The organism is Pseudomonas sp. TH06, from assembly GCF_016651305.1.
GTDB lineage: Bacteria > Pseudomonadota > Gammaproteobacteria > Pseudomonadales > Pseudomonadaceae > Aquipseudomonas.
Map to the genome: position 1 here is coordinate 1 of NZ_JAEKEC010000002.1, position 16881 is coordinate 16881.

The 16881-nt window shown below is 58.7% G+C and carries 17 protein-coding genes; 10 read left to right on the top strand and 7 right to left on the bottom strand.

The genetic code is table 11. The features are described from left to right. Nucleotides 1-513: 513 nt before the first annotated feature. The 3 genes from JFT86_RS23505 (at nt 514) to JFT86_RS23515 (ending at nt 2241) form a co-directional block, all read left to right on the top strand. Complete coding sequence (locus JFT86_RS23505; RefSeq protein ID WP_201227525.1) at nt 514-789, top strand: hypothetical protein; 276 nt, start codon at nt 514-516, stop codon at nt 787-789. Between the two features lie 257 nt (nt 790-1046). Next, nucleotides 1047-1628 carry a papain-like cysteine protease family protein gene (locus JFT86_RS23510; RefSeq protein WP_201238653.1) on the top strand — a complete coding sequence of 194 codons (582 nt, stop codon included), beginning with the start codon at nt 1047-1049 and terminating at the stop codon, nt 1626-1628. A gap of 13 nt (nt 1629-1641) precedes the next feature. Continuing rightward, nucleotides 1642-2241: a hypothetical protein gene (locus JFT86_RS23515; protein WP_201238654.1), complete on the top strand. Its 600-nt coding sequence runs from the start codon at nt 1642-1644 to the stop codon at nt 2239-2241. Nucleotides 2242-2303: 62 nt separating this feature from the next. Here the strand turns inward: JFT86_RS23515 and JFT86_RS23520 are convergent, their stop codons facing one another. Then, entirely contained in the window at nt 2304-3644 is a 1341-nt protein-coding gene (locus JFT86_RS23520; RefSeq protein WP_201238655.1) for a DEAD/DEAH box helicase, read from the bottom strand. A gap of 192 nt (nt 3645-3836) precedes the next feature. On the opposite strand from JFT86_RS23520, the gene JFT86_RS23525 reads away from it, so the two are divergent. Further along, nucleotides 3837-5135 (top strand): mechanosensitive ion channel family protein, encoded by a 1299-nt coding sequence (locus tag JFT86_RS23525; protein WP_201238656.1) that lies wholly within the window; start codon nt 3837-3839, stop codon nt 5133-5135. A 101-nt stretch (nt 5136-5236) separates the two neighbouring features. On the opposite strand, the gene JFT86_RS23530 is transcribed toward JFT86_RS23525, so the two are convergent. From JFT86_RS23530 to JFT86_RS23540, 3 genes are all read right to left on the bottom strand, one after another. Then, nucleotides 5237-6094, bottom strand: coding sequence for a carboxylate/amino acid/amine transporter (locus JFT86_RS23530; RefSeq protein ID WP_201238657.1), 858 nt, complete (start codon nt 6092-6094; stop codon nt 5237-5239). A gap of 327 nt (nt 6095-6421) precedes the next feature. Then, on the bottom strand, nt 6422-7021 hold the full coding sequence (locus tag JFT86_RS23535) for an FMN-dependent NADH-azoreductase (RefSeq protein ID WP_201238658.1): 600 nt from the start codon (nt 7019-7021) through the stop codon (nt 6422-6424). 230 nt (nt 7022-7251) lie between these two features. After that, a complete protein-coding gene (locus tag JFT86_RS23540) occupies nt 7252-7566 on the bottom strand; it encodes a 3-phosphoglycerate kinase (protein ID WP_201238659.1) in 315 nt (104 codons plus the stop codon). A gap of 49 nt (nt 7567-7615) precedes the next feature. Between JFT86_RS23540 and JFT86_RS23545 the strand changes: the two genes are divergently transcribed. The 5 genes from JFT86_RS23545 to aqpZ all read left to right on the top strand — a co-directional run bounded on the left by JFT86_RS23545 (nt 7616) and on the right by aqpZ (nt 12843). Then, nucleotides 7616-8539 carry a LysR family transcriptional regulator gene (locus JFT86_RS23545; RefSeq protein WP_025110609.1) on the top strand — a complete coding sequence of 308 codons (924 nt, stop codon included), beginning with the start codon at nt 7616-7618 and terminating at the stop codon, nt 8537-8539. 14 nt (nt 8540-8553) lie between these two features. Continuing rightward, the gene (locus JFT86_RS23550) at nt 8554-9357 is read left to right on the top strand and encodes an alpha/beta hydrolase (RefSeq protein ID WP_201238660.1); all 804 of its coding nucleotides are present in this window, start codon (nt 8554-8556) and stop codon (nt 9355-9357) included. Nucleotides 9358-9360: 3 nt separating this feature from the next. Then, the gene (locus JFT86_RS23555) at nt 9361-9924 is read left to right on the top strand and encodes a peptidylprolyl isomerase (RefSeq protein ID WP_201238661.1); all 564 of its coding nucleotides are present in this window, start codon (nt 9361-9363) and stop codon (nt 9922-9924) included. 88 nt (nt 9925-10012) lie between these two features. Beyond that, nucleotides 10013-11845, top strand: coding sequence for an ABC transporter ATP-binding protein (locus JFT86_RS23560; RefSeq protein WP_201238662.1), 1833 nt, complete (start codon nt 10013-10015; stop codon nt 11843-11845). 302 nt (nt 11846-12147) lie between these two features. After that, complete coding sequence (gene aqpZ, locus JFT86_RS23565) at nt 12148-12843, top strand: aquaporin Z (protein WP_201238663.1); 696 nt, start codon at nt 12148-12150, stop codon at nt 12841-12843. A gap of 111 nt (nt 12844-12954) precedes the next feature. Here the strand turns inward: aqpZ and JFT86_RS23570 are convergent, their stop codons facing one another. Next, on the bottom strand, nt 12955-14079 hold the full coding sequence (locus JFT86_RS23570) for a GNAT family N-acetyltransferase (RefSeq protein ID WP_201238664.1): 1125 nt from the start codon (nt 14077-14079) through the stop codon (nt 12955-12957). 282 nt (nt 14080-14361) lie between these two features. Between JFT86_RS23570 and JFT86_RS23575 the strand changes: the two genes are divergently transcribed. Next, entirely contained in the window at nt 14362-15684 is a 1323-nt protein-coding gene (locus JFT86_RS23575) for a putative porin (protein ID WP_201238665.1), read from the top strand. Between the two features lie 254 nt (nt 15685-15938). On the opposite strand, the gene JFT86_RS23580 is transcribed toward JFT86_RS23575, so the two are convergent. Further along, on the bottom strand, nt 15939-16178 hold the full coding sequence (locus JFT86_RS23580; RefSeq protein WP_201238666.1) for a zf-HC2 domain-containing protein: 240 nt from the start codon (nt 16176-16178) through the stop codon (nt 15939-15941). Then, nucleotides 16172-16783: an RNA polymerase sigma factor gene (locus JFT86_RS23585; RefSeq protein WP_201238667.1), complete on the bottom strand. Its 612-nt coding sequence runs from the start codon at nt 16781-16783 to the stop codon at nt 16172-16174. The genes JFT86_RS23580 and JFT86_RS23585 overlap by 7 nt, the downstream gene beginning before the upstream one ends. Nucleotides 16784-16881: the final 98 nt, after the last annotated feature.

The following is a 16881-nucleotide window of genomic DNA, read 5'->3' on the forward strand; positions in this document are numbered from 1 at the left end:
AAAGTGCTCGCGGTTTTTTTCGGCAGCAGCAGGCTGACGAGCAAGAAAGGCGTATTGGCGAACGTCCATGTTTAACTCTCAATTGCAACGGCAAAGGGGTCGGGGAAAACGACAGGCAAAGCAATCCCTGCCCGGTAGGAAACAGTCCTGCCGGAAGAGTGAAAGAACCAAGTGGGGATAAATGCGCGCTTTGGTCAGAACGTCCAAAACGGTGCGAAACATTCGCAAGATAGCCTGCGAAAAGTCTGCTCGATCCCTCGAAAACGCACGCTGATATCAATGTGATGGCGCGATGGTAGATTGCCATCATTCTGACGTCAATAAGTCGTAACGCAGCTTTTTCGTCGACCGCTCTAGAACGCGGCTTTGCGTGACAATTCTGCTTTTTTGGCGGAAATGGCGACTCGTTAGTCACACAATACGAAGTTACTGCCGCAGCAAACCACTGAACTTTTTACGACCGGAAACCCTCAACCGATTAACCCGCCTTAACCGGAACCGAGGCTGCCCTCCATGAAGACTTTGATCAAACTCACCCTCGCCGCCACGCTCGCCTGCGCCCTGCCCGTCTGGGCCTGCACGCCGGAAGAAGCCACCGCCAAACGTGAACAACTGGCCAAGGAAGTTGCCAAGCTCACTGAACAGAATCCGACCAAGGCCAAAGAAATCAACGCTGAGTTGCAGAAGATGGATCTGGGCACAGCCAGTGCGGATCTGCCGGACAAATGTCAGTTGATTGATCAGCGCTTGAAAGAGCTGGATTCCGCCGAGAAGAAGACCGAAGGCTAACAGCAAGATCACACCATCGCGGCCTCCGGCAGCCCGTATCCCCCTGTAGGAGCTGCCGAAGGCTGCGATCTTTTGACCCTGAAAATGCACTAGTGCATTTATTTACTTGCATTAACGCATATCCATGACTACGGTTACATCGAGCAAGGAGATCGGCACCGGCCATCGGAGATGGCAACCGTTGAACACCGATCGCTCTGTAATACCGCAACACCCACACAAGCTGGACGCTTGTTTTCACTCATGGAGGATTGAAAATGTTAACCACTGAAGCAACCCGATTCACCGGCGAAACCCTGCCAAGGTGCCTGATCGGCCATCTGCTAGACCCGCAACTGGTCGAAGTCGAAGCCGCTGCACAGGTCCACGCGCTGGCCGCCAGTCTCAACTTCAACATGCAAAAGCAGACCCAGACCAACTGGTGCTGGGCCGCCGTTTCCGCCTCGGTCGGCAACTACTACGGCACCGGGTCCTGGACCCAGTGCGGGGTGGCCAGCTCGGCACTGGATCGCAACTGCTGTAATCAGCCCGGGCCGTGCAACGTCTATGGCTATCTGGACACCGCGCTGCGGATCACCCGCAGTTATAACGGCATGAATCAGGGCTCACTGCAGATGTCGGCCATCCAGAACCAGATCAGCATGGGCCGACCGGTCGGCCTGCGTTGCGCCTGGTATGGCGGCGGTGCGCATTTCCTGACGATCTACGGCACCAACGGCGATTATGTGCTGGTCGCGGACTCGATCTTCGGCTATTCGACCCGTGCACTGAATGCCTTCCCCCGTTCCTACAATGGCGGCGGCAACTGGACCAACACTTACTTCACCGTGAAAAACTGAGGAGGGCGACATCATGCAACTGACTTATCCAAAGGCGCCTTCCAATGGCGTACAGACCTTGCGCCCGGCGCTGCAAGCCGCCCTGCAAACCCGGGGCTTTGGCGCCAACCGCCAATTCGCCAGCGCCGCTGCGGCGAAAATCAGTCTCAGCGAGGCTTACCGTGGTTACTCGCTCAGCCTGGACGACCTGAGCAACGGCAAAGGTCTGCGGGACGCACGGATCGGCGATTGGCATTACCTGGTGTTTGCCGACGATGTAACGATTGCCGATGCACAATTGGCCGAAGTGCGCGGGCATGTCGAGTTCGCCTCGTTGAACCATGGCGACCTCGCCGCCGCCACGGTGGGAGCGCTGAAATTGGCAGAGCAATCGCCGCAATTGCACGGCAAAACCGTTGAGCTGCGGCTGCTGTTTGTGTCTGCGCTCAACGTTGTGGCGATCTGGCTGCATGCTGACGGCGAAGAGCTGCTGATCCCGATCGAGCCGACGCCCAAAGACCTGGCCGTCACTCGGCTGTACAGCGAAGCCGCCCTGCTCGCCGCGTTGAAACCGGCGGCTGATCAGGCGAAACGCCGCTTCGATGCCGACACCAGCGGCCTGTTGGGCAACTGACAAACGCTGGACGAAAAAAAACCCGGACACTGTCCGGGTTTTTTCTGTGTGCCTGAAACGACTTACTCAGCAGCAGGCTCTGCCGGCTTGCGGCGCTTGAGCGGAGCCATGCCGTCGCTGCTCACCAACGAGTCAGGCTTGGGACGGTTGACGCTCTTGCGCTTGGTCGGCGTCTTGGCGGCGGTTTTCTTCTTGTCGCCCTTGGCGTCGGTCTTTTTCTTCTTCACACCGACGGCTTTGCCCGAGGCCTTGACCTTTTTCGGTCCACCGTAGGTGCCTTTGACTTCCTTGATGGTGCGGCGCTCGAAGCTCTGCTTCAGGTAGCGCTCGATGCTCGACATCAGGTTCCAGTCGCCGTGACAGATCAGCGAAATCGCCAGACCGTCATTGCCGGCGCGACCGGTACGACCGATGCGGTGCACGTACTCGTCGCCGCTGCGTGGCATGTCGAAGTTGATCACCAGATCCAGGCCATCAACGTCCAGACCACGGGCCGCAACGTCGGTGGCAACCAGAATCTTCACGCCGCCCTGCTTCAGACGGTCGATCGCCAGCTTGCGATCCTTCTGGTCTTTCTCGCCGTGCAGCACGAACGCCTTGTATTCCTGAGCCACCAGACGACCGTAGATGCGGTCAGCCATGGCGCGGGTGTTGGTGAAGACAATGGCCTTCTGATAGGTCTCGTTGGCCAGCAGCCAGTTCACGATCTGTTCTTTGTGCTGGTTGTGGTCGGCAGTGATGATCTGCTGACGGGTGGTCGAGTTCAGTTGGCTGACCGCGTTGAGCTGCAAGTGCTCAGGGTTGTTCAGCACCTTGGCGATCATCTCGCGCAGGCCGGAACCACCGGTGGTGGCGGAGAACAGCATGGTCTGTTGACGGTTCGGGCATTCGTCGACCAGACGCTGTACGTCTTCGGAGAAACCCATGTCGAGCATGCGGTCAGCTTCGTCGAGCACCAGCACTTCGACTTCTTTGAGGTCGAGGTTGCCGGCGTTGAGTTGCTCGATCATCCGGCCTGGCGTACCGATGAGGATGTCCGGCACCTTGCGCAGCATCGCCGCTTGCACCTTGAAGTCTTCACCGCCGGTGATCAGGCCAGACTTGATGAAGGTGAACTGCGCAAAGCGCTCAACTTCCTTCAACGTCTGCTGGGCCAGCTCGCGGGTCGGCAGCAGGATCAGGGTCTTGATGCTGACGCGAACCTTGGCCGGGCCGATCAGGCGATTGAGGATCGGCAGGACGAAAGCGGCGGTTTTGCCGCTACCGGTTTGCGCAGTCACCCGCAAATCACGCCCTTGGAGCGCCAGCGGGATGGCCGCGGCTTGCACAGGCGTTGGCTCGACAAATTTCAGCTCGGCCACAGCTTTAAGCAGGCGTTCGTGCAGGGCGAATTGGGAAAACACGGGTGCTACCTCGAAGATATGCAAAAAAACAGCTGCATAGGTTACCGGTTTCGAGCGCTCAGGCCGAGTTTCTTTATACAAACGGCGCTAATCAGTGCTTTTTTTGTTGCTCGATTTGTCTCTTACGGTAATACACGGCGGCTTAAATGCTCTAATCGCCCATCGCGTCTTTACAGAAGAATCGTTTCTCTCATGGATTTCAAACAGCTCTGGCTCAACGCCCAGGACCTCTGGGGCACCCTCGAACAACACCCGCTTCTGCAATCCGGCCTGGCGCTGATGTTGCTGTTGGTGATCGCGCTGGTGCTCGGACGAGTGGCGCGATATCTGATCCTGCACGCCAGCCGCATGCTCGGCCGCCAGCCCGCCCTGCACTGGATCAACGACTTTCGCCACAACAAGGTGTTTCAGCGCCTGGCGCAGATGACGCCATCGCTGGTCATCCAGTTCGGCTTGCACCTGGTGCCCGAGCTGAGCAAAACCGCGATGACGTTCCTTGGCAACGTCGCGCTGTCGTTCACCATTCTGTTCCTGCTGCTGTCGGTCAGCGCCTTGCTCAACGCGCTGCTGGATATCTACGCCCGTACCGAACACGCGCGCACTCGCTCGATCAAGGGCTACGTGCAATTGGCAAAAATGGTCTTGTACGTGTTCGGCGCGATCATCATCGTCGCCACGCTGATCGACCGTTCGCCGCTGTTGCTGCTGTCGGGTCTGGGTGCGATGTCGGCGGTAATTCTGTTGGTCTACAAGGACACCCTGCTGTCGTTCGTCGCCAGCGTGCAACTGACCAGCAACGACATGCTGCGGGTCGGCGACTGGATCGAGATGCCGCAAGTCGGCGCCGACGGTGACGTGGTCGACATCACCTTGCACACGGTCAAGGTGCAGAATTTCGACAAGACCATCGTCTCGATCCCGACCTGGCGGCTGATGTCCGAGTCGTTCAGAAACTGGCGCGGCATGCAGCAGTCCGGCGGCCGACGGATCAAGCGCAGCCTGTTCATCGACGCCAGCGGCGTGCGCTTCATCCGCGATGATGAAGAAGAAAAACTCTCCCAGGTGCACCTGCTGACCGATTACATGAGTCGCAAGAAAGCTGAACTCAAGGCCTGGAACGAGGCGCAAGGCAATGTCGCGGCGATGTCGGCCAACCGTCGGCGCATGACCAACATCGGCACCTTCCGCGCTTATGCATTGGCGTACCTGAAGAGCCACTCGGAGATTCAGCCGAACATGACCTGCATGGTCCGCCAGATGCAGACCACAGCGCAGGGCATTCCGCTGGAAATCTACTGCTTCACCACCACCACGGTGTGGGCCGATTACGAGCGGATTCAGGGCGATATCTTCGATTATCTGCTGGCGGTGCTGCCGGAGTTTGGGCTGAGCCTGTATCAGCAACCGAGTGGCGGGGATTTGCGTTCGGGGCTGTTGCCGGCGGTGCTCGGCTCAGCGCACATTCCCGAGCCACAAAAACACCTCCTGTAACCCAAAGCCCCAATGTAGGAGCTGCCGAAGGCTGCGATCTTTGATCTTGTTTTTTAGAATCAACGTCAAAAGATCGCAGCCTGCGGCAGCTCCTACATGGGTTATGCGGTGCGTCGGATACCGAGTCGGCTGATCCATACAGCGGCAAGGATGACACTCCCGCCAAGGAACAATCTTCCCAGTTCCTCGTGCTGGTTCCAGATCAATAGGTTCAGCAGCAGACCCACCGGTACATGCAGGTTGTTCATCACCGCCAGCGTGCCGCCGTTGACCATGCACGCACCCTTGTTCCACCAGTACAGCCCCAGCGCCGTCGAGACCAGACCGAGGAACACCAGCACGCCCCATTGCAGCGGTGCTTCCGGCAGGAAGTTCGCTTTGCCGAACATCAGGAACGCCGGCAACACCACCGCCAGCGCGCCGAGGTAGAAGAAGCCGAAGCGCCGGTAATGCGGCAGATCACTTGGATGTTTCGCCACCAGATGCTTGTACAACACCTGCCCGGCGGCGTAGGTGAAGTTGGCCAGTTGCAGCAGCAGGAAGCCCATGAAGAAGTCCGGACTGATGCTGTCGAAGCGAATCACCGCCGCGCCGCCCACCGCCACCAACGCCGCAATCAGCGCCCATGGGTTGAACCGGCGGTTGAGCGCATCTTCGATCAGCGTCACATGCAGCGGCGTGAGGATGGTGAACAGCAACACCTCCGGAACGGTCAGCACGCGGAAGCTCAGGTACAGGCAGACGTAGGTCACGCCGAACTGCAATGCACCGATCAGCAGCATGCCGCGCATGAACGCCGGTTCCACTGAACGCCAGCGCGTCAGCGGGATGAACACCAGTCCGGCCAGTACCACACGCACCAGCACTGCAAAGTAACTGTCGACATGACCGGCCAGGTATTCGCCGATCAGACTGAAGGAAAACGCCTGGATCAGCGTGACAAAAAGTAGATAGCCCATGCTCGCCTCGGTTTCGAATGGCGGCGACGATAGCGGGTTTTGCATTCTGCAACCAACACAAATCCCCTGTAGGAGCTGCCGCAGGCTGCGATCTTTTGATTCTAAAAAAACAAGATCAAAAGATCGCAGCCTGCGGCAGCTCCTACAGGGGGAATTGTTTGAGATAGGGGAATCACAGACAAAAAAAAGCCCGATCTCGCTAAAGCGTTCAATCGGGCTACAGCACTCAGGAGCAACAAGTGCAAAGGGAGGTTCGATGCGCGTAGAGCCTTGAAGGGGTTGCGCCAGGTCACTTAAACAATCGGCGATTATCTGGCGATTAACATATCAAGCGACCTGGGACAGTTTGGCGTTGGCCTGATTCAAGCCCTTCTCCTGGAAATCGCCACCCAGGTTCATCCCTTCAGCGTGGATGAAGGTCACGTCATGGATGCCGATGAAACCCATGACCTGACGCAGGTACGGTTCCTGATGATCGGCCGGGCCGCCGGCGTAGATCCCGCCGCGAGCGGTCAGCACATAGGCGCGCTTGCCGCTGAGCAGGCCTTGCGGACCGGTTTCGGTGTACTTGAAGGTCACACCGGCACGCAGCACATGGTCGAGCCAGGCCTTGAGGGTGCTCGGGATCGCGAAGTTGTACATCGGCGCGGCCATGACCAGCACGTCGGCGGCCAGCAATTCATCAGTCAATTGGTTGGAACGATCCAGCGATGATTGTTCGTTGGCGTTGCGTTGCTCGGCGGGCTTCATCCAGCCGCCCAACAGGTTGATGTCGAGGTGTGGCACCGGGTTCACGGCGAGGTCACGAACAGTGATCTGATCGGCAGGGTGCGCTGCTTTCCACTGACTGATGAAGGTCTGGGTCAGTTGACGGGATACCGAGTCTTGCTGGCGGGCGCTGCTTTCGATGATCAGAACGCGGGACATGTTGTGTAGCCTCCATCCGAGAATGTTGTAGGTCGATGGAGTGAAGGTTAAACAGAGTCGAATCGATGAAAAAGCGCAAATAATTGCTATAAAGCATCGATAAATTCGTTTATAAGCTGCACATACCTTTGTAGCAGTTAGCCTGCTCGCGATAGCGGTGTATCAGTCAATATCGATGCATCTGACACACCGCTATCGCGAGCAGGCTCACTCCTACAAGGGATCGATTGTTATTTCGGGGTGCAGGTCAGCTTGATGCGCAGCTTGATGATCTCGCGGGTGAACTTGGCCGTGGCGTTCTTATGCTTGCCGGCCGGTACATCGATCGAGCGAGTCCGCGGCGCTTCCGGGCCATTGCTGAACACGGCTTTGCACGTCGCGTCGACATCGCCGTAGTTGGACACCTCAATCGAGCCAATATCGTTGTCGGTGGCGTAGGTCTGATAGTCAATCTTGAGGCCGTTGAGATCCTTTTCCACAGCGATCGGATACGCAAACGCCGTCAGCGGCAGCAGCGCCAGCAACACACAACAGAATTTTTTCATTCGGCAGTCTCCATGAGGGACCGCCAGCTTAGGACAAGAGGAGCTATTGATGAAAGCGCCCCGCGTGACCCTTGATCAATGGCGAACATTGCAGGCCGTGGTCGACCATGGCGGCTTTGCGCAGGCCGCCGAGGCCCTGCACCGTTCGCAATCGTCGGTGAGCTACACCGTCGCCCGCATGCAGGATCAGCTCGGCGTGCCGTTGCTGCGTATCGACGGGCGTAAAGCGGTACTCACCGAAGCCGGCGGCGTGTTGCTGCGCCGCTCGCGACAACTGGTGAAACAGGCCAGCCAACTGGAAGACCTCGCCCACCACATGGAGCAAGGCTGGGAGGCCGAGGTGCGGCTGGTGGTCGACGCGGCCTATCCGAGTGCGCGCATCGTCCGCGCTTTGACCGCGTTCATGCCGCAGAGCCGTGGTTGCCGTGTGCGACTGCGTGAAGAAGTACTGTCCGGCGTTGAAGAAGTACTGCTCGAAGGTGTGGCCGATCTGGCCATCACCGGCCTGAGCATTCCCGGCTACCTCGGTGCTGAACTGAGCGATGTCGAGTTCGTCGCTGTCGCCCATCCCGATCACGCCTTGCATCGGCTCAATCGTGAACTGAGCTTTCAGGATCTGGAAACCCAGATGCAGGTAGTGATCCGCGACTCCGGCCGCCAGCAACCACGCGACGTCGGCTGGCTCGGCGCCGAACAGCGCTGGACCGTCGGCAGCCTCGCCACCGCCGCGACGTTTGTCAGCAGTGGCCTGGGTTTCGCCTGGCTGCCACGGCACATGATCGAACGCGAACTCAAAGAAGGTACGCTCAAGCTGCTACCGTTGGATCAGGGTGGCAGCCGCAACCCGAGCTTCTACCTGTATTCGAACAAGGACAAACCGCTGGGCCCGGCCACGCAAATCCTCATTGAATTGCTGCGTACCTTCGACACCTTGCCGCTGGACGCACCGTTCGCCGCCCCCGAACAAGCCTGACACGGAGTTCACCGATGGCGTATTTCGAGCATGAAGGTTGCAACCTGCACTACGAGGAATATGGCCACGGTACGCCGTTGCTGCTGGTTCACGGGCTCGGTTCGAGCACGCTGGATTGGGAAATGCAGATCCCGGCGCTGGTTGCGCATTACCGGGTGATCGTCCCTGACGTGCGCGGCCACGGCCGCTCCGACAAGCCCCGCGAGCGCTATAGCATCGCCGGCTTCAGCGCCGACATGGTTGCCCTGATCGAGCACTTGAAACTCGGCCCGGTGCACTACGTCGGGCTGTCGATGGGCGGCATGATCGGCTTCCAGTTCGGCGTCGATCAGCCACAACTGCTCAAGAGCCTGACCATCGTCAACAGCGCCCCCGAAGTCAAAATCCGCAGCCGCGACGACTACTGGCAATGGTTCAAGCGCTGGAGCCTGATGCGCGTGCTCAGCCTCGCCACGATCGGCAAAGCGCTGGGCAGCAAACTTTTTCCAAAACCGGAACAGGCCGATCTGCGGCAGAAAATGGCCGAACGCTGGGCAAAAAACGACAAACGTGCTTATCTCGCCAGCTTCGATGCGATTGTGGGCTGGGGGGTTCAGGAACGACTTTCCCGAGTGACCTGTCCAACTCTCATCGTCAGCGCCGACCGTGACTACACACCGGTGGCACTGAAAGAAACCTATGTAAAACTGCTGCCCGATGCGCGGCTGGTGGTGATCGCCGATTCACGCCACGCCACCCCGCTCGATCAACCCGAACGTTTCAATCAAACGCTGCTGGAGTTTCTCGCCGCAGCCGATATTCAATCTCAGGATCACTGACCCATGCTGAAAAAACTCGCCCTCGCCGCCGGTACCGTGCTGTTCGCTGCCAACCTGATGGCGGCCACGCCAGCCAAGGCGCCACACGTGCTGCTGGACACCACCAACGGCCAGATCGAAATCGAGCTGGATCCGGTCAAGGCACCGATCAGTACCAAAAACTTTCTGGATTACGTCAACAGCGGTTTCTACACCAATACGATTTTCCACCGTGTGATCCCGGGTTTCATGGCTCAGGGCGGCGGTTTCACCCAGCAAATGTCGCAGAAAGAAACCAAGGCACCGATCAAGAACGAAGCCAGCAATGGTCTGCACAACGTTCGCGGCACCTTGTCGATGGCGCGCACTTCCAACCCTGACTCGGCCACCAGCCAGTTCTTCATCAACGTGGCTGACAACGCATTCCTCGACCCGGGCCGTGACGCCGGTTACGCGGTGTTCGCCAAAGTAGTCAAGGGCATGGACGTCGTCGACATCATCGTCAACTCGCAAACCACCACCAAAAGCGGCATGCAAAACGTGCCTGTCGACCCTGTGATCATCAAGTCGGCCAAAGTCATCGACTAAGCTGCACAGGGCGTATCGAGCGGCGCTGGATTAATGCCACGCCGCTCACACCGATAAAAGGAGAGCCCGTACTCCGGGCGGTTATCTGATGCTCTATCGCCGTTTCGAACAACTGATCGACATATTCCGTGAAGCCCCGACGGCGTCTCCGCCGGACCGCGTTCTCCCTTTCTATACCTATTACCTGAAGCAGGTCTGGCCGAGTTTCGCCGCTCTGCTGGTGGTCGGTCTGTTTGCCGCACTGATCGAAGTGGCGCTGTTCAGTTACCTGAGCCGCATCATCGACCTGGCCCAAGGCACACCGAATCCGAATTTCTTCAGCGATCACGCCCTCGAACTGACGTGGATGCTGGTCGTTGCACTGGTATTGCGGCCAATTTTCTTCGGCCTGCACGATTTGCTGGTGCATCAGACATTGAGCCCGGGCATGACCAGCATGATCCGCTGGCAGAACCACAGTTACGTGCTCAAGCAGAGCCTGAACTTCTTCCAGAACGACTTCGCCGGACGCATCGCCCAACGCATCATGCAGACCGGCAACTCGCTGCGTGACTCGGCGGTGCAGGCGGTGGATGCGCTGTGGCATGTGGTGATCTACGCGATCAGCTCGCTGGTGCTGTTCGCCGAGGCCGACTGGCGCCTGATGATCCCGCTGCTGACGTGGATCGCCGCGTACATCGGCGCGTTGTATTACTTCGTGCCACGGGTGAAGGATCGCTCGGTGGAAGCCTCCGACGCGCGCTCGAAACTGATGGGCCGGATCGTCGACGGCTACACCAACATCGCCACGCTGAAGCTGTTCGCCCACACCAACTTCGAACAGCACTACGCGAAAGAAGCCATCGAAGAACAAACGGTCAAGGCGCAAATGGCCGGCCGTGTGGTCACGAGCATGGACGTGGCGATCACCGCCATGAACGGCTTGTTGATCGTCGGCACCACCGCGCTGGCGCTGTGGTTGTGGACGCAATCGTTGATCAGCGTCGGCGCCATCGCCCTGGCGACCGGTCTGGTGATCCGCATTGTCAACATGTCCGGCTGGATCATGTGGGTGGTCACCGGCATCTTCGAAAATATCGGCATGGTGCAGGACGGTCTGCGGACCATCTCGCAACCGGTCAGCGTCACCGATCATGAACAGGCCAAACCGCTGGATGTGGCCCGTGGCGAAGTGCGTTTCGAGCACGTGGATTTTCACTACGGCAAGAAGCAAGGCATCATCGGCGACCTCAACCTGAACATCAAACCGGGTGAAAAAATCGGTCTGATCGGGCCGTCCGGCGCCGGTAAATCGACGTTGGTCAACTTGCTGTTGCGCCTTTACGACGTCGAAGGCGGGCGGATTTTGATCGACGGGCAGAACATTGCCGAAGTCGGCCAGGAAAGCCTGCGTGCACGCATCGGCATGATCACCCAGGACACTTCGCTGCTGCACCGTTCGATCCGCGACAATTTGCTGTACGGCAAACCCGACGCAACGGATGCAGAGCTTTGGGACGCGGTGCACAAGGCCCGTGCCGATGAGTTCATTCCGTTGCTGTCGGACGCTGAAGGCCGTACCGGCTTCGATGCGCACGTGGGTGAACGCGGCGTGAAGTTGTCCGGCGGCCAGCGTCAGCGCATCGCCATTGCCCGAGTGCTGCTCAAGGACGCGCCGATCCTGATCATGGACGAAGCGACCTCGGCGCTGGACTCGGAGGTCGAAGCGGCGATTCAGGAAAGCCTGGAAACCCTGATGCAGGGCAAAACCGTGATCGCGATTGCCCACCGCCTCTCGACCATCGCGCGCATGGATCGGCTGGTGGTGCTGGAAAACGGCAAGATTGCCGAGAGCGGCACCCACGCAGAGCTGCTGGCGCATCGCGGTTTGTATGCAAGGTTGTGGGCGCACCAGACCGGAGGGTTTGTCGGGATCGATTGATTCCGACAATCACCACAACCCCCTGTAGGAGTGAGCCTGCTCGCGATAGCGGAGTATCAGCCAAGCTTAACGGAACTGACACACCGCTATCGCGAGCAGGCTCACTCCTACAGGTGTAATAAGCACCGTATAAAACCGCCACAGCCCGCCAACCACGGGCGCTGGCGGTTTTTTCATGGCCGCTGGAAATCGGCAAAATCCCTGCTGTACTCAGCCAAGGTTCCAGCAGGGAACCCGTCGTAAGTCCGCAAGGACGCGCAACTCGATGCAGTCTCGATAGTACGCCTATCAAGGACTCTCTCATGTCTCTGTTCAAACGTTCAGTTACTGAGTTGTTGGGTACGTTCTGGTTGGTTTTGGGCGGTTGTGGCAGTGCGGTTATCGCCGCGTCTTCACCTTTGGGAATCGGGGTACTGGGAGTAGCCCTGGCGTTTGGCTTGACGGTGCTGACCATGGCGTTCGCCATTGGCCACATCAGCGGTTGTCACCTGAACCCGGCAGTGTCGGTCGGGTTGGTGGTCGGCGGTCGGTTTCCGGCAAAAGAACTGCCCGCCTACATCATCGCCCAGGTGCTCGGCGCGATCCTCGCGGCAGCGCTGATCGCACACATCGCCAGCGGCAAGGAAGGCTTCGACATCGCCGCCGGCCTGGCGTCCAACGGTTATGGCGAACACTCACCCGGCAAGTACTCGATGGCCGCAGGGTTCGTCACGGAACTGGTGATGACCGCGATGTTTGTGATCATCATTCTGGGCGCCACCGATAAACGCGCTCCAGCGGGGCTGGCACCGATTGCCATCGGCCTGGCCCTGACGCTCATTCACCTGATCTCGATTCCAGTGACCAACACCTCGGTCAATCCGGCGCGCAGCACTGGCCCGGCGCTGATGGTCGGCGGCTGGGCGATCGCGCAATTGTGGATGTTCTGGGTCGCGCCGCTGATTGGCGCGGTGATTGGCGGCGGGATCTACCGCTGGCTGGGCAAAGAAGAAACCTGAGGACACGGAAATCCCTTTGTAGGAGTGAGCCTGCTCGCGATAGCGGTCTGCCTGACAGTGATGAGGTAACTGACAGACCGCTATCGCGAGCAGGCTCACTCCTACTGGGATCTACGTCTGACGGTAGGGCAAGGCTGTGCGCGCCTCTTCGGCATAGGCCAGGATGCCAGCGCGTTCCTGGTGCAGGAAGTCTTTGACCGCCGCTTTCAATCCCGGATGACGCAGGTAGTGCCACGAATGGGTGATCACCGGTTCAAAGCCGCGAATCAACTTGTGCTCTCCCTGAGCGCCGGCATCGAAGCGCTGAAAACCGTTGGCGATCGCGTAGTCCATGCCTTGATAAAAACAGGTCTCGAAGTGCAGTCGATCGAACTCGGCAAGGCAACCCCAATAGCGTCCGTAAAAACTGTCACCACCGACCAGACTGAACGCCATCGCCACTGGCCGTGAGCCCTGTTTGGCCAGCACCACACGGATCGCCTCGGGCATGCGCTCGGCCAGCAAACTGAAAAATTCCCGGGTCAGGTACGGCGTTTGTCGCCGCACCGCATAGGTGTTGGCGTAGCAGGCATAAACGAAATCCCATTGCGCCTCATCCAGTTCGCGCCCCTCCAGCCATTCGAACTCGAAGCCCTGCCCCGCCACTTGCTCGCGCTCCTTGCGCATCTGCTTGCGCTTGCGCGAACTGAGCACGTCGAGAAAATCCTGGAAGTCGCGATAACCGCGGTTTTGCCAGTGGTACTGACAGCCAATGCGCTGCAGCCAGCCCGGCTGTTCGGACATTGCCGCATCGGTAAACGGGTCGGTGAAATTGATGTGCGCGCTGGAGAGCCCTTCGATTTCGAGATAACCCGGCAGACTCTTGAGCAACTCGAAACCGTCCTCGACGTTTGCGGCCAACAGCCGCGGCCCGCTGACCGGACTGAAGGGCACCGCCGTCAACAGCTTGGGGTAGTAATCGATTCCGGCACGGGCGCAAGCATCGGCCCAGCCATGATCGAAGACGTACTCGCCATAGGAATGCCACTTGCGATAACTGGGCAACGCCGCGATCAGTCGCCCCTCTTCGATGTGCAGCAAATGCTCGGGTTGCCACCCAGTGTGAGGGCCCACGCTGCCGCTGTCTTCCAGTGCACTGAGAAAGGCATGACGCAGAAACGGCTGAGAGTCGGGCACCAGCGCGTCCCACATCGCCGGAGCGATTTCTGACAGATTTTGCAGGCATTGCAACGGCATCAACGAGCTCTCCACAACTGGGTTTCAGCGCCGGGCGAGTATCGCCGATTGCGCTGCATTGCACACCCGCAATCGGCCGACAGCGCTCTAGATCAATAGTTCACGGCAAACGTGCATCGTCATCAACCTGCCATCACTGTGCCACTGCTCTGTCATAAACCATCGCGATACTGGCGCCTGTTTTTAGAGCGCCGGGTTCTACCCGGACACTGTTTTCCGACCTTTAACCGTCGGTTGTGCCCAGGATGGTTCAGCCATCCCCTCTCATCTTCGGAGATTGCTATGCGTCTTGCTTCCACGAAAACTGCGGCGGCCCTGTGCGGTGGCCTGTTGCTGGCCATGAGTGTTCCGGCCAGTGCTGCAGTCGACGCCAAACTGCTCGACATGCTCAAAGCTAACGGTTCGATTTCCCAGGCGCAGTACATTGAACTGCAAACTGAACTGGCCAAGGATCAGAAGGCTCAGCAAATCGCGCAGCAGGCGCAGCAAGAGACCAACGAACAAGTCGCGGCTGTCGCGAAGAAGACCACCGAACAAAGCGCCTTCGACCAGAAACTGGCCTGGGCCGCCAAGACCCAGTTCAAGGGTGACGTGCGTTTCCGTCAGGAAACCATCAAGATCGACGGCGAACCGAACAATGGCGGCCGCGACAAGGACCGTCAGCGTATCCGTGCCCGCCTCGGCGCCTACACCGAGATCAACCCGCAAGTCGACACCGGTATCCGTATCGCCACCGGCGGCGGCGACGATGCCCGCTCGACCAACCAGGACCAGGACAACTACTTCGACAAGAAGCAGATCTGGCTCGACCTCGGCTACATCGATTACCACCCTGATCAGATCAAGAACCTGCACATCATCGGCGGCAAGATGCTGCAACCGTGGGTGAGCATGGGCGACGTGATCTGGGATAGCGACATCAACCCGGAAGGTCTGGCCGTTACCTACAAATACCCACTGGGCAGCAGCGCCGAACTGTTCGGCAGCCTGGGTAACTACAACCTCAAGGACAACGTCGACGGCGATGGCGTGCAATTCCGTCACGACCTGCGCCTGACGTCCGGCCAGTTGGGTAGCCGCTTCAACATCACCGACAATCTGAAAGTGACCCTGGGCGGCAGCATCTACGCTTACCAGAACGATGATGACAGCCGCTGCACCGGCACTTCCACGCCGTGCGCCCTGGCGGTCAACGGTAACTCGGCGAACAACGAATTCCGTCTGTATGAAGGGTTCAGCCAGGTCGACATCGGTGGTCTGCCGATGCCACTGTCGTTCTACGGCCAGTACGTGAAGAACAACGATGCCGTAACCGATCAGGACACCGCCTGGCTGGTCGGCGCCAAGTCGAAAGTCTTCGGCCTGAACCTCGATTACAACTATCGTGACGTGCAGCGCAACGCTGTGGTCGGCGCCTTCACCGACTCCGACTTCGCCAACGGCACCACCGGTTCGCGCGGTCACAAGTTCAAGGTCGGTTATGACATCGACAAGAACTTCGCCATCGGCGCGACCTACTTCCTGACCAAGGCCGACTTCGCCAGCCGTACCCAGCGTGACGCAGACGCCAACACCCTGCAGCTGGATGCGGAAGCCAAGTTCTAATAAAGCAGCTGCAAGCTTCGAGCCTCAAGCTGCAAGTCAGCGCATGACTTGCAGCTTGAAGCTTGGCGCTTGAAGCTGATCTTCTTAGTCTGGCGCGGGTGGGGCGATCCCCATCATCCGTTCGTTTCGCTCGCGCTGGGCTATTTTCTGCAAGACGCAAAAAACCCCTGTAGGAGCTGCCGAAGGCTGCGATCTTTTGATCCTGGGTTCTATGAACAAGAACAAGATCAAAAGATCGCAGCCTTCGGCAGCTCCTACAGGGGGTTGTCTTTGCGGCGCTGTTCCGCCAGACGTTCGGCCAGCGCATCAACATCTTCTACGGGCTCTTCCGGCATTGCCTTCAAGGTGGCTTGCATCAAACGCATCTGACGGATGAACCGCCGACAGTTTGGGCAAAACATCAGGTGATGACGCACCATCAGCTTTTCACGAAAGCTCAATTGGCCATCGAGATAATCGCTGGAGCGCGCCACTTGTTCCTTACAGGTCAGCATTCCCCGGTCTCCTCAAAATGCTCCACGGTTGCGAAGACTTTCAGCCGCGCACGATGCAGCAGCACACGGACATTGGAGAGCGAGATCTCCAGAAGATTACAGATTTCTTCCAGCTCAAGGCCCTGACGTTCGCGCAGCAGTAAAACGCTGCTTTGCAGTTCCGACAGACTGAGCAACGTGTGCTCCAGGCACTCGCGCAATTCGCTTTCGGTCAGCAGTGCTTCCGGGGTGTCCTGATGCCAGGCGAAAGGCGCCACCAGCCAGTGGCCATCGCCGGGAGAAAAGCGGTCGTCATCGATCGTGCCATGGGGCGATGGCAAATCATCCATCAACACTTCGCGGCGATTCTGTTTGTAACGACTTTTAGCGGAGTTGGCGGTGATGGTCAGCAGCCAGGTCTTGAGACTCGAGCGACCTTCGAAGCTGGCGATGTGTCGCACCACCGACAGCCAGGCGTCCTGCACCACTTCCTCGACATGACGCTGGCCAACAATCGCGTAGGCGACGGCGCGCATGGCGCTCTGATACGTCGTGACCAGTTCCTTGAAAGCCTTTTGCTCACCGGCCAGCAGGCGTGCAAGCAGTTGGGTATCGTCAGCCGCCATCCAAAATCCCCTTTTCCCGATTCCGAAAATAATAGCGGCAGGTTTTCACCTGCCGCCAATTCCGAAAAATTACAACGTTTGAGCCGATTCGGATGTAG

Excerpts from the sequence above, each read along its gene's own strand:
- JFT86_RS23585 (WP_201238667.1), bottom strand. The coding sequence starts at position 16,783 with ATGGCGGCTGACGATACCCAACTGCTTGCACGCCTGCTGGCCGGTGAG.
- JFT86_RS23540 (WP_201238659.1), bottom strand. The coding sequence starts at position 7,566 with ATGAAAAAATTCTGTTGTGTGTTGCTGGCGCTGCTGCCGCTGACGGCG.
- JFT86_RS23535 (WP_201238658.1), bottom strand. The coding sequence starts at position 7,021 with ATGTCCCGCGTTCTGATCATCGAAAGCAGCGCCCGCCAGCAAGACTCG.
- JFT86_RS23530 (WP_201238657.1), bottom strand. The coding sequence starts at position 6,094 with ATGGGCTATCTACTTTTTGTCACGCTGATCCAGGCGTTTTCCTTCAGT.
- JFT86_RS23570 (WP_201238664.1), bottom strand. The coding sequence starts at position 14,079 with ATGCCGTTGCAATGCCTGCAAAATCTGTCAGAAATCGCTCCGGCGATG.
- JFT86_RS23580 (WP_201238666.1), bottom strand. The coding sequence starts at position 16,178 with ATGCTGACCTGTAAGGAACAAGTGGCGCGCTCCAGCGATTATCTCGAT.
- JFT86_RS23545 (WP_025110609.1), top strand. The coding sequence starts at position 7,616 with ATGAAAGCGCCCCGCGTGACCCTTGATCAATGGCGAACATTGCAGGCC.
- JFT86_RS23525 (WP_201238656.1), top strand. The coding sequence starts at position 3,837 with ATGGATTTCAAACAGCTCTGGCTCAACGCCCAGGACCTCTGGGGCACC.
- JFT86_RS23510 (WP_201238653.1), top strand. The coding sequence starts at position 1,047 with ATGTTAACCACTGAAGCAACCCGATTCACCGGCGAAACCCTGCCAAGG.
- JFT86_RS23555 (WP_201238661.1), top strand. The coding sequence starts at position 9,361 with ATGCTGAAAAAACTCGCCCTCGCCGCCGGTACCGTGCTGTTCGCTGCC.
- aqpZ (WP_201238663.1), top strand. The coding sequence starts at position 12,148 with ATGTCTCTGTTCAAACGTTCAGTTACTGAGTTGTTGGGTACGTTCTGG.
- JFT86_RS23505 (WP_201227525.1), top strand. The coding sequence starts at position 514 with ATGAAGACTTTGATCAAACTCACCCTCGCCGCCACGCTCGCCTGCGCC.
- JFT86_RS23560 (WP_201238662.1), top strand. The coding sequence starts at position 10,013 with ATGCTCTATCGCCGTTTCGAACAACTGATCGACATATTCCGTGAAGCC.
- JFT86_RS23515 (WP_201238654.1), top strand. The coding sequence starts at position 1,642 with ATGCAACTGACTTATCCAAAGGCGCCTTCCAATGGCGTACAGACCTTG.
- JFT86_RS23550 (WP_201238660.1), top strand. The coding sequence starts at position 8,554 with ATGGCGTATTTCGAGCATGAAGGTTGCAACCTGCACTACGAGGAATAT.
- JFT86_RS23575 (WP_201238665.1), top strand. The coding sequence starts at position 14,362 with ATGCGTCTTGCTTCCACGAAAACTGCGGCGGCCCTGTGCGGTGGCCTG.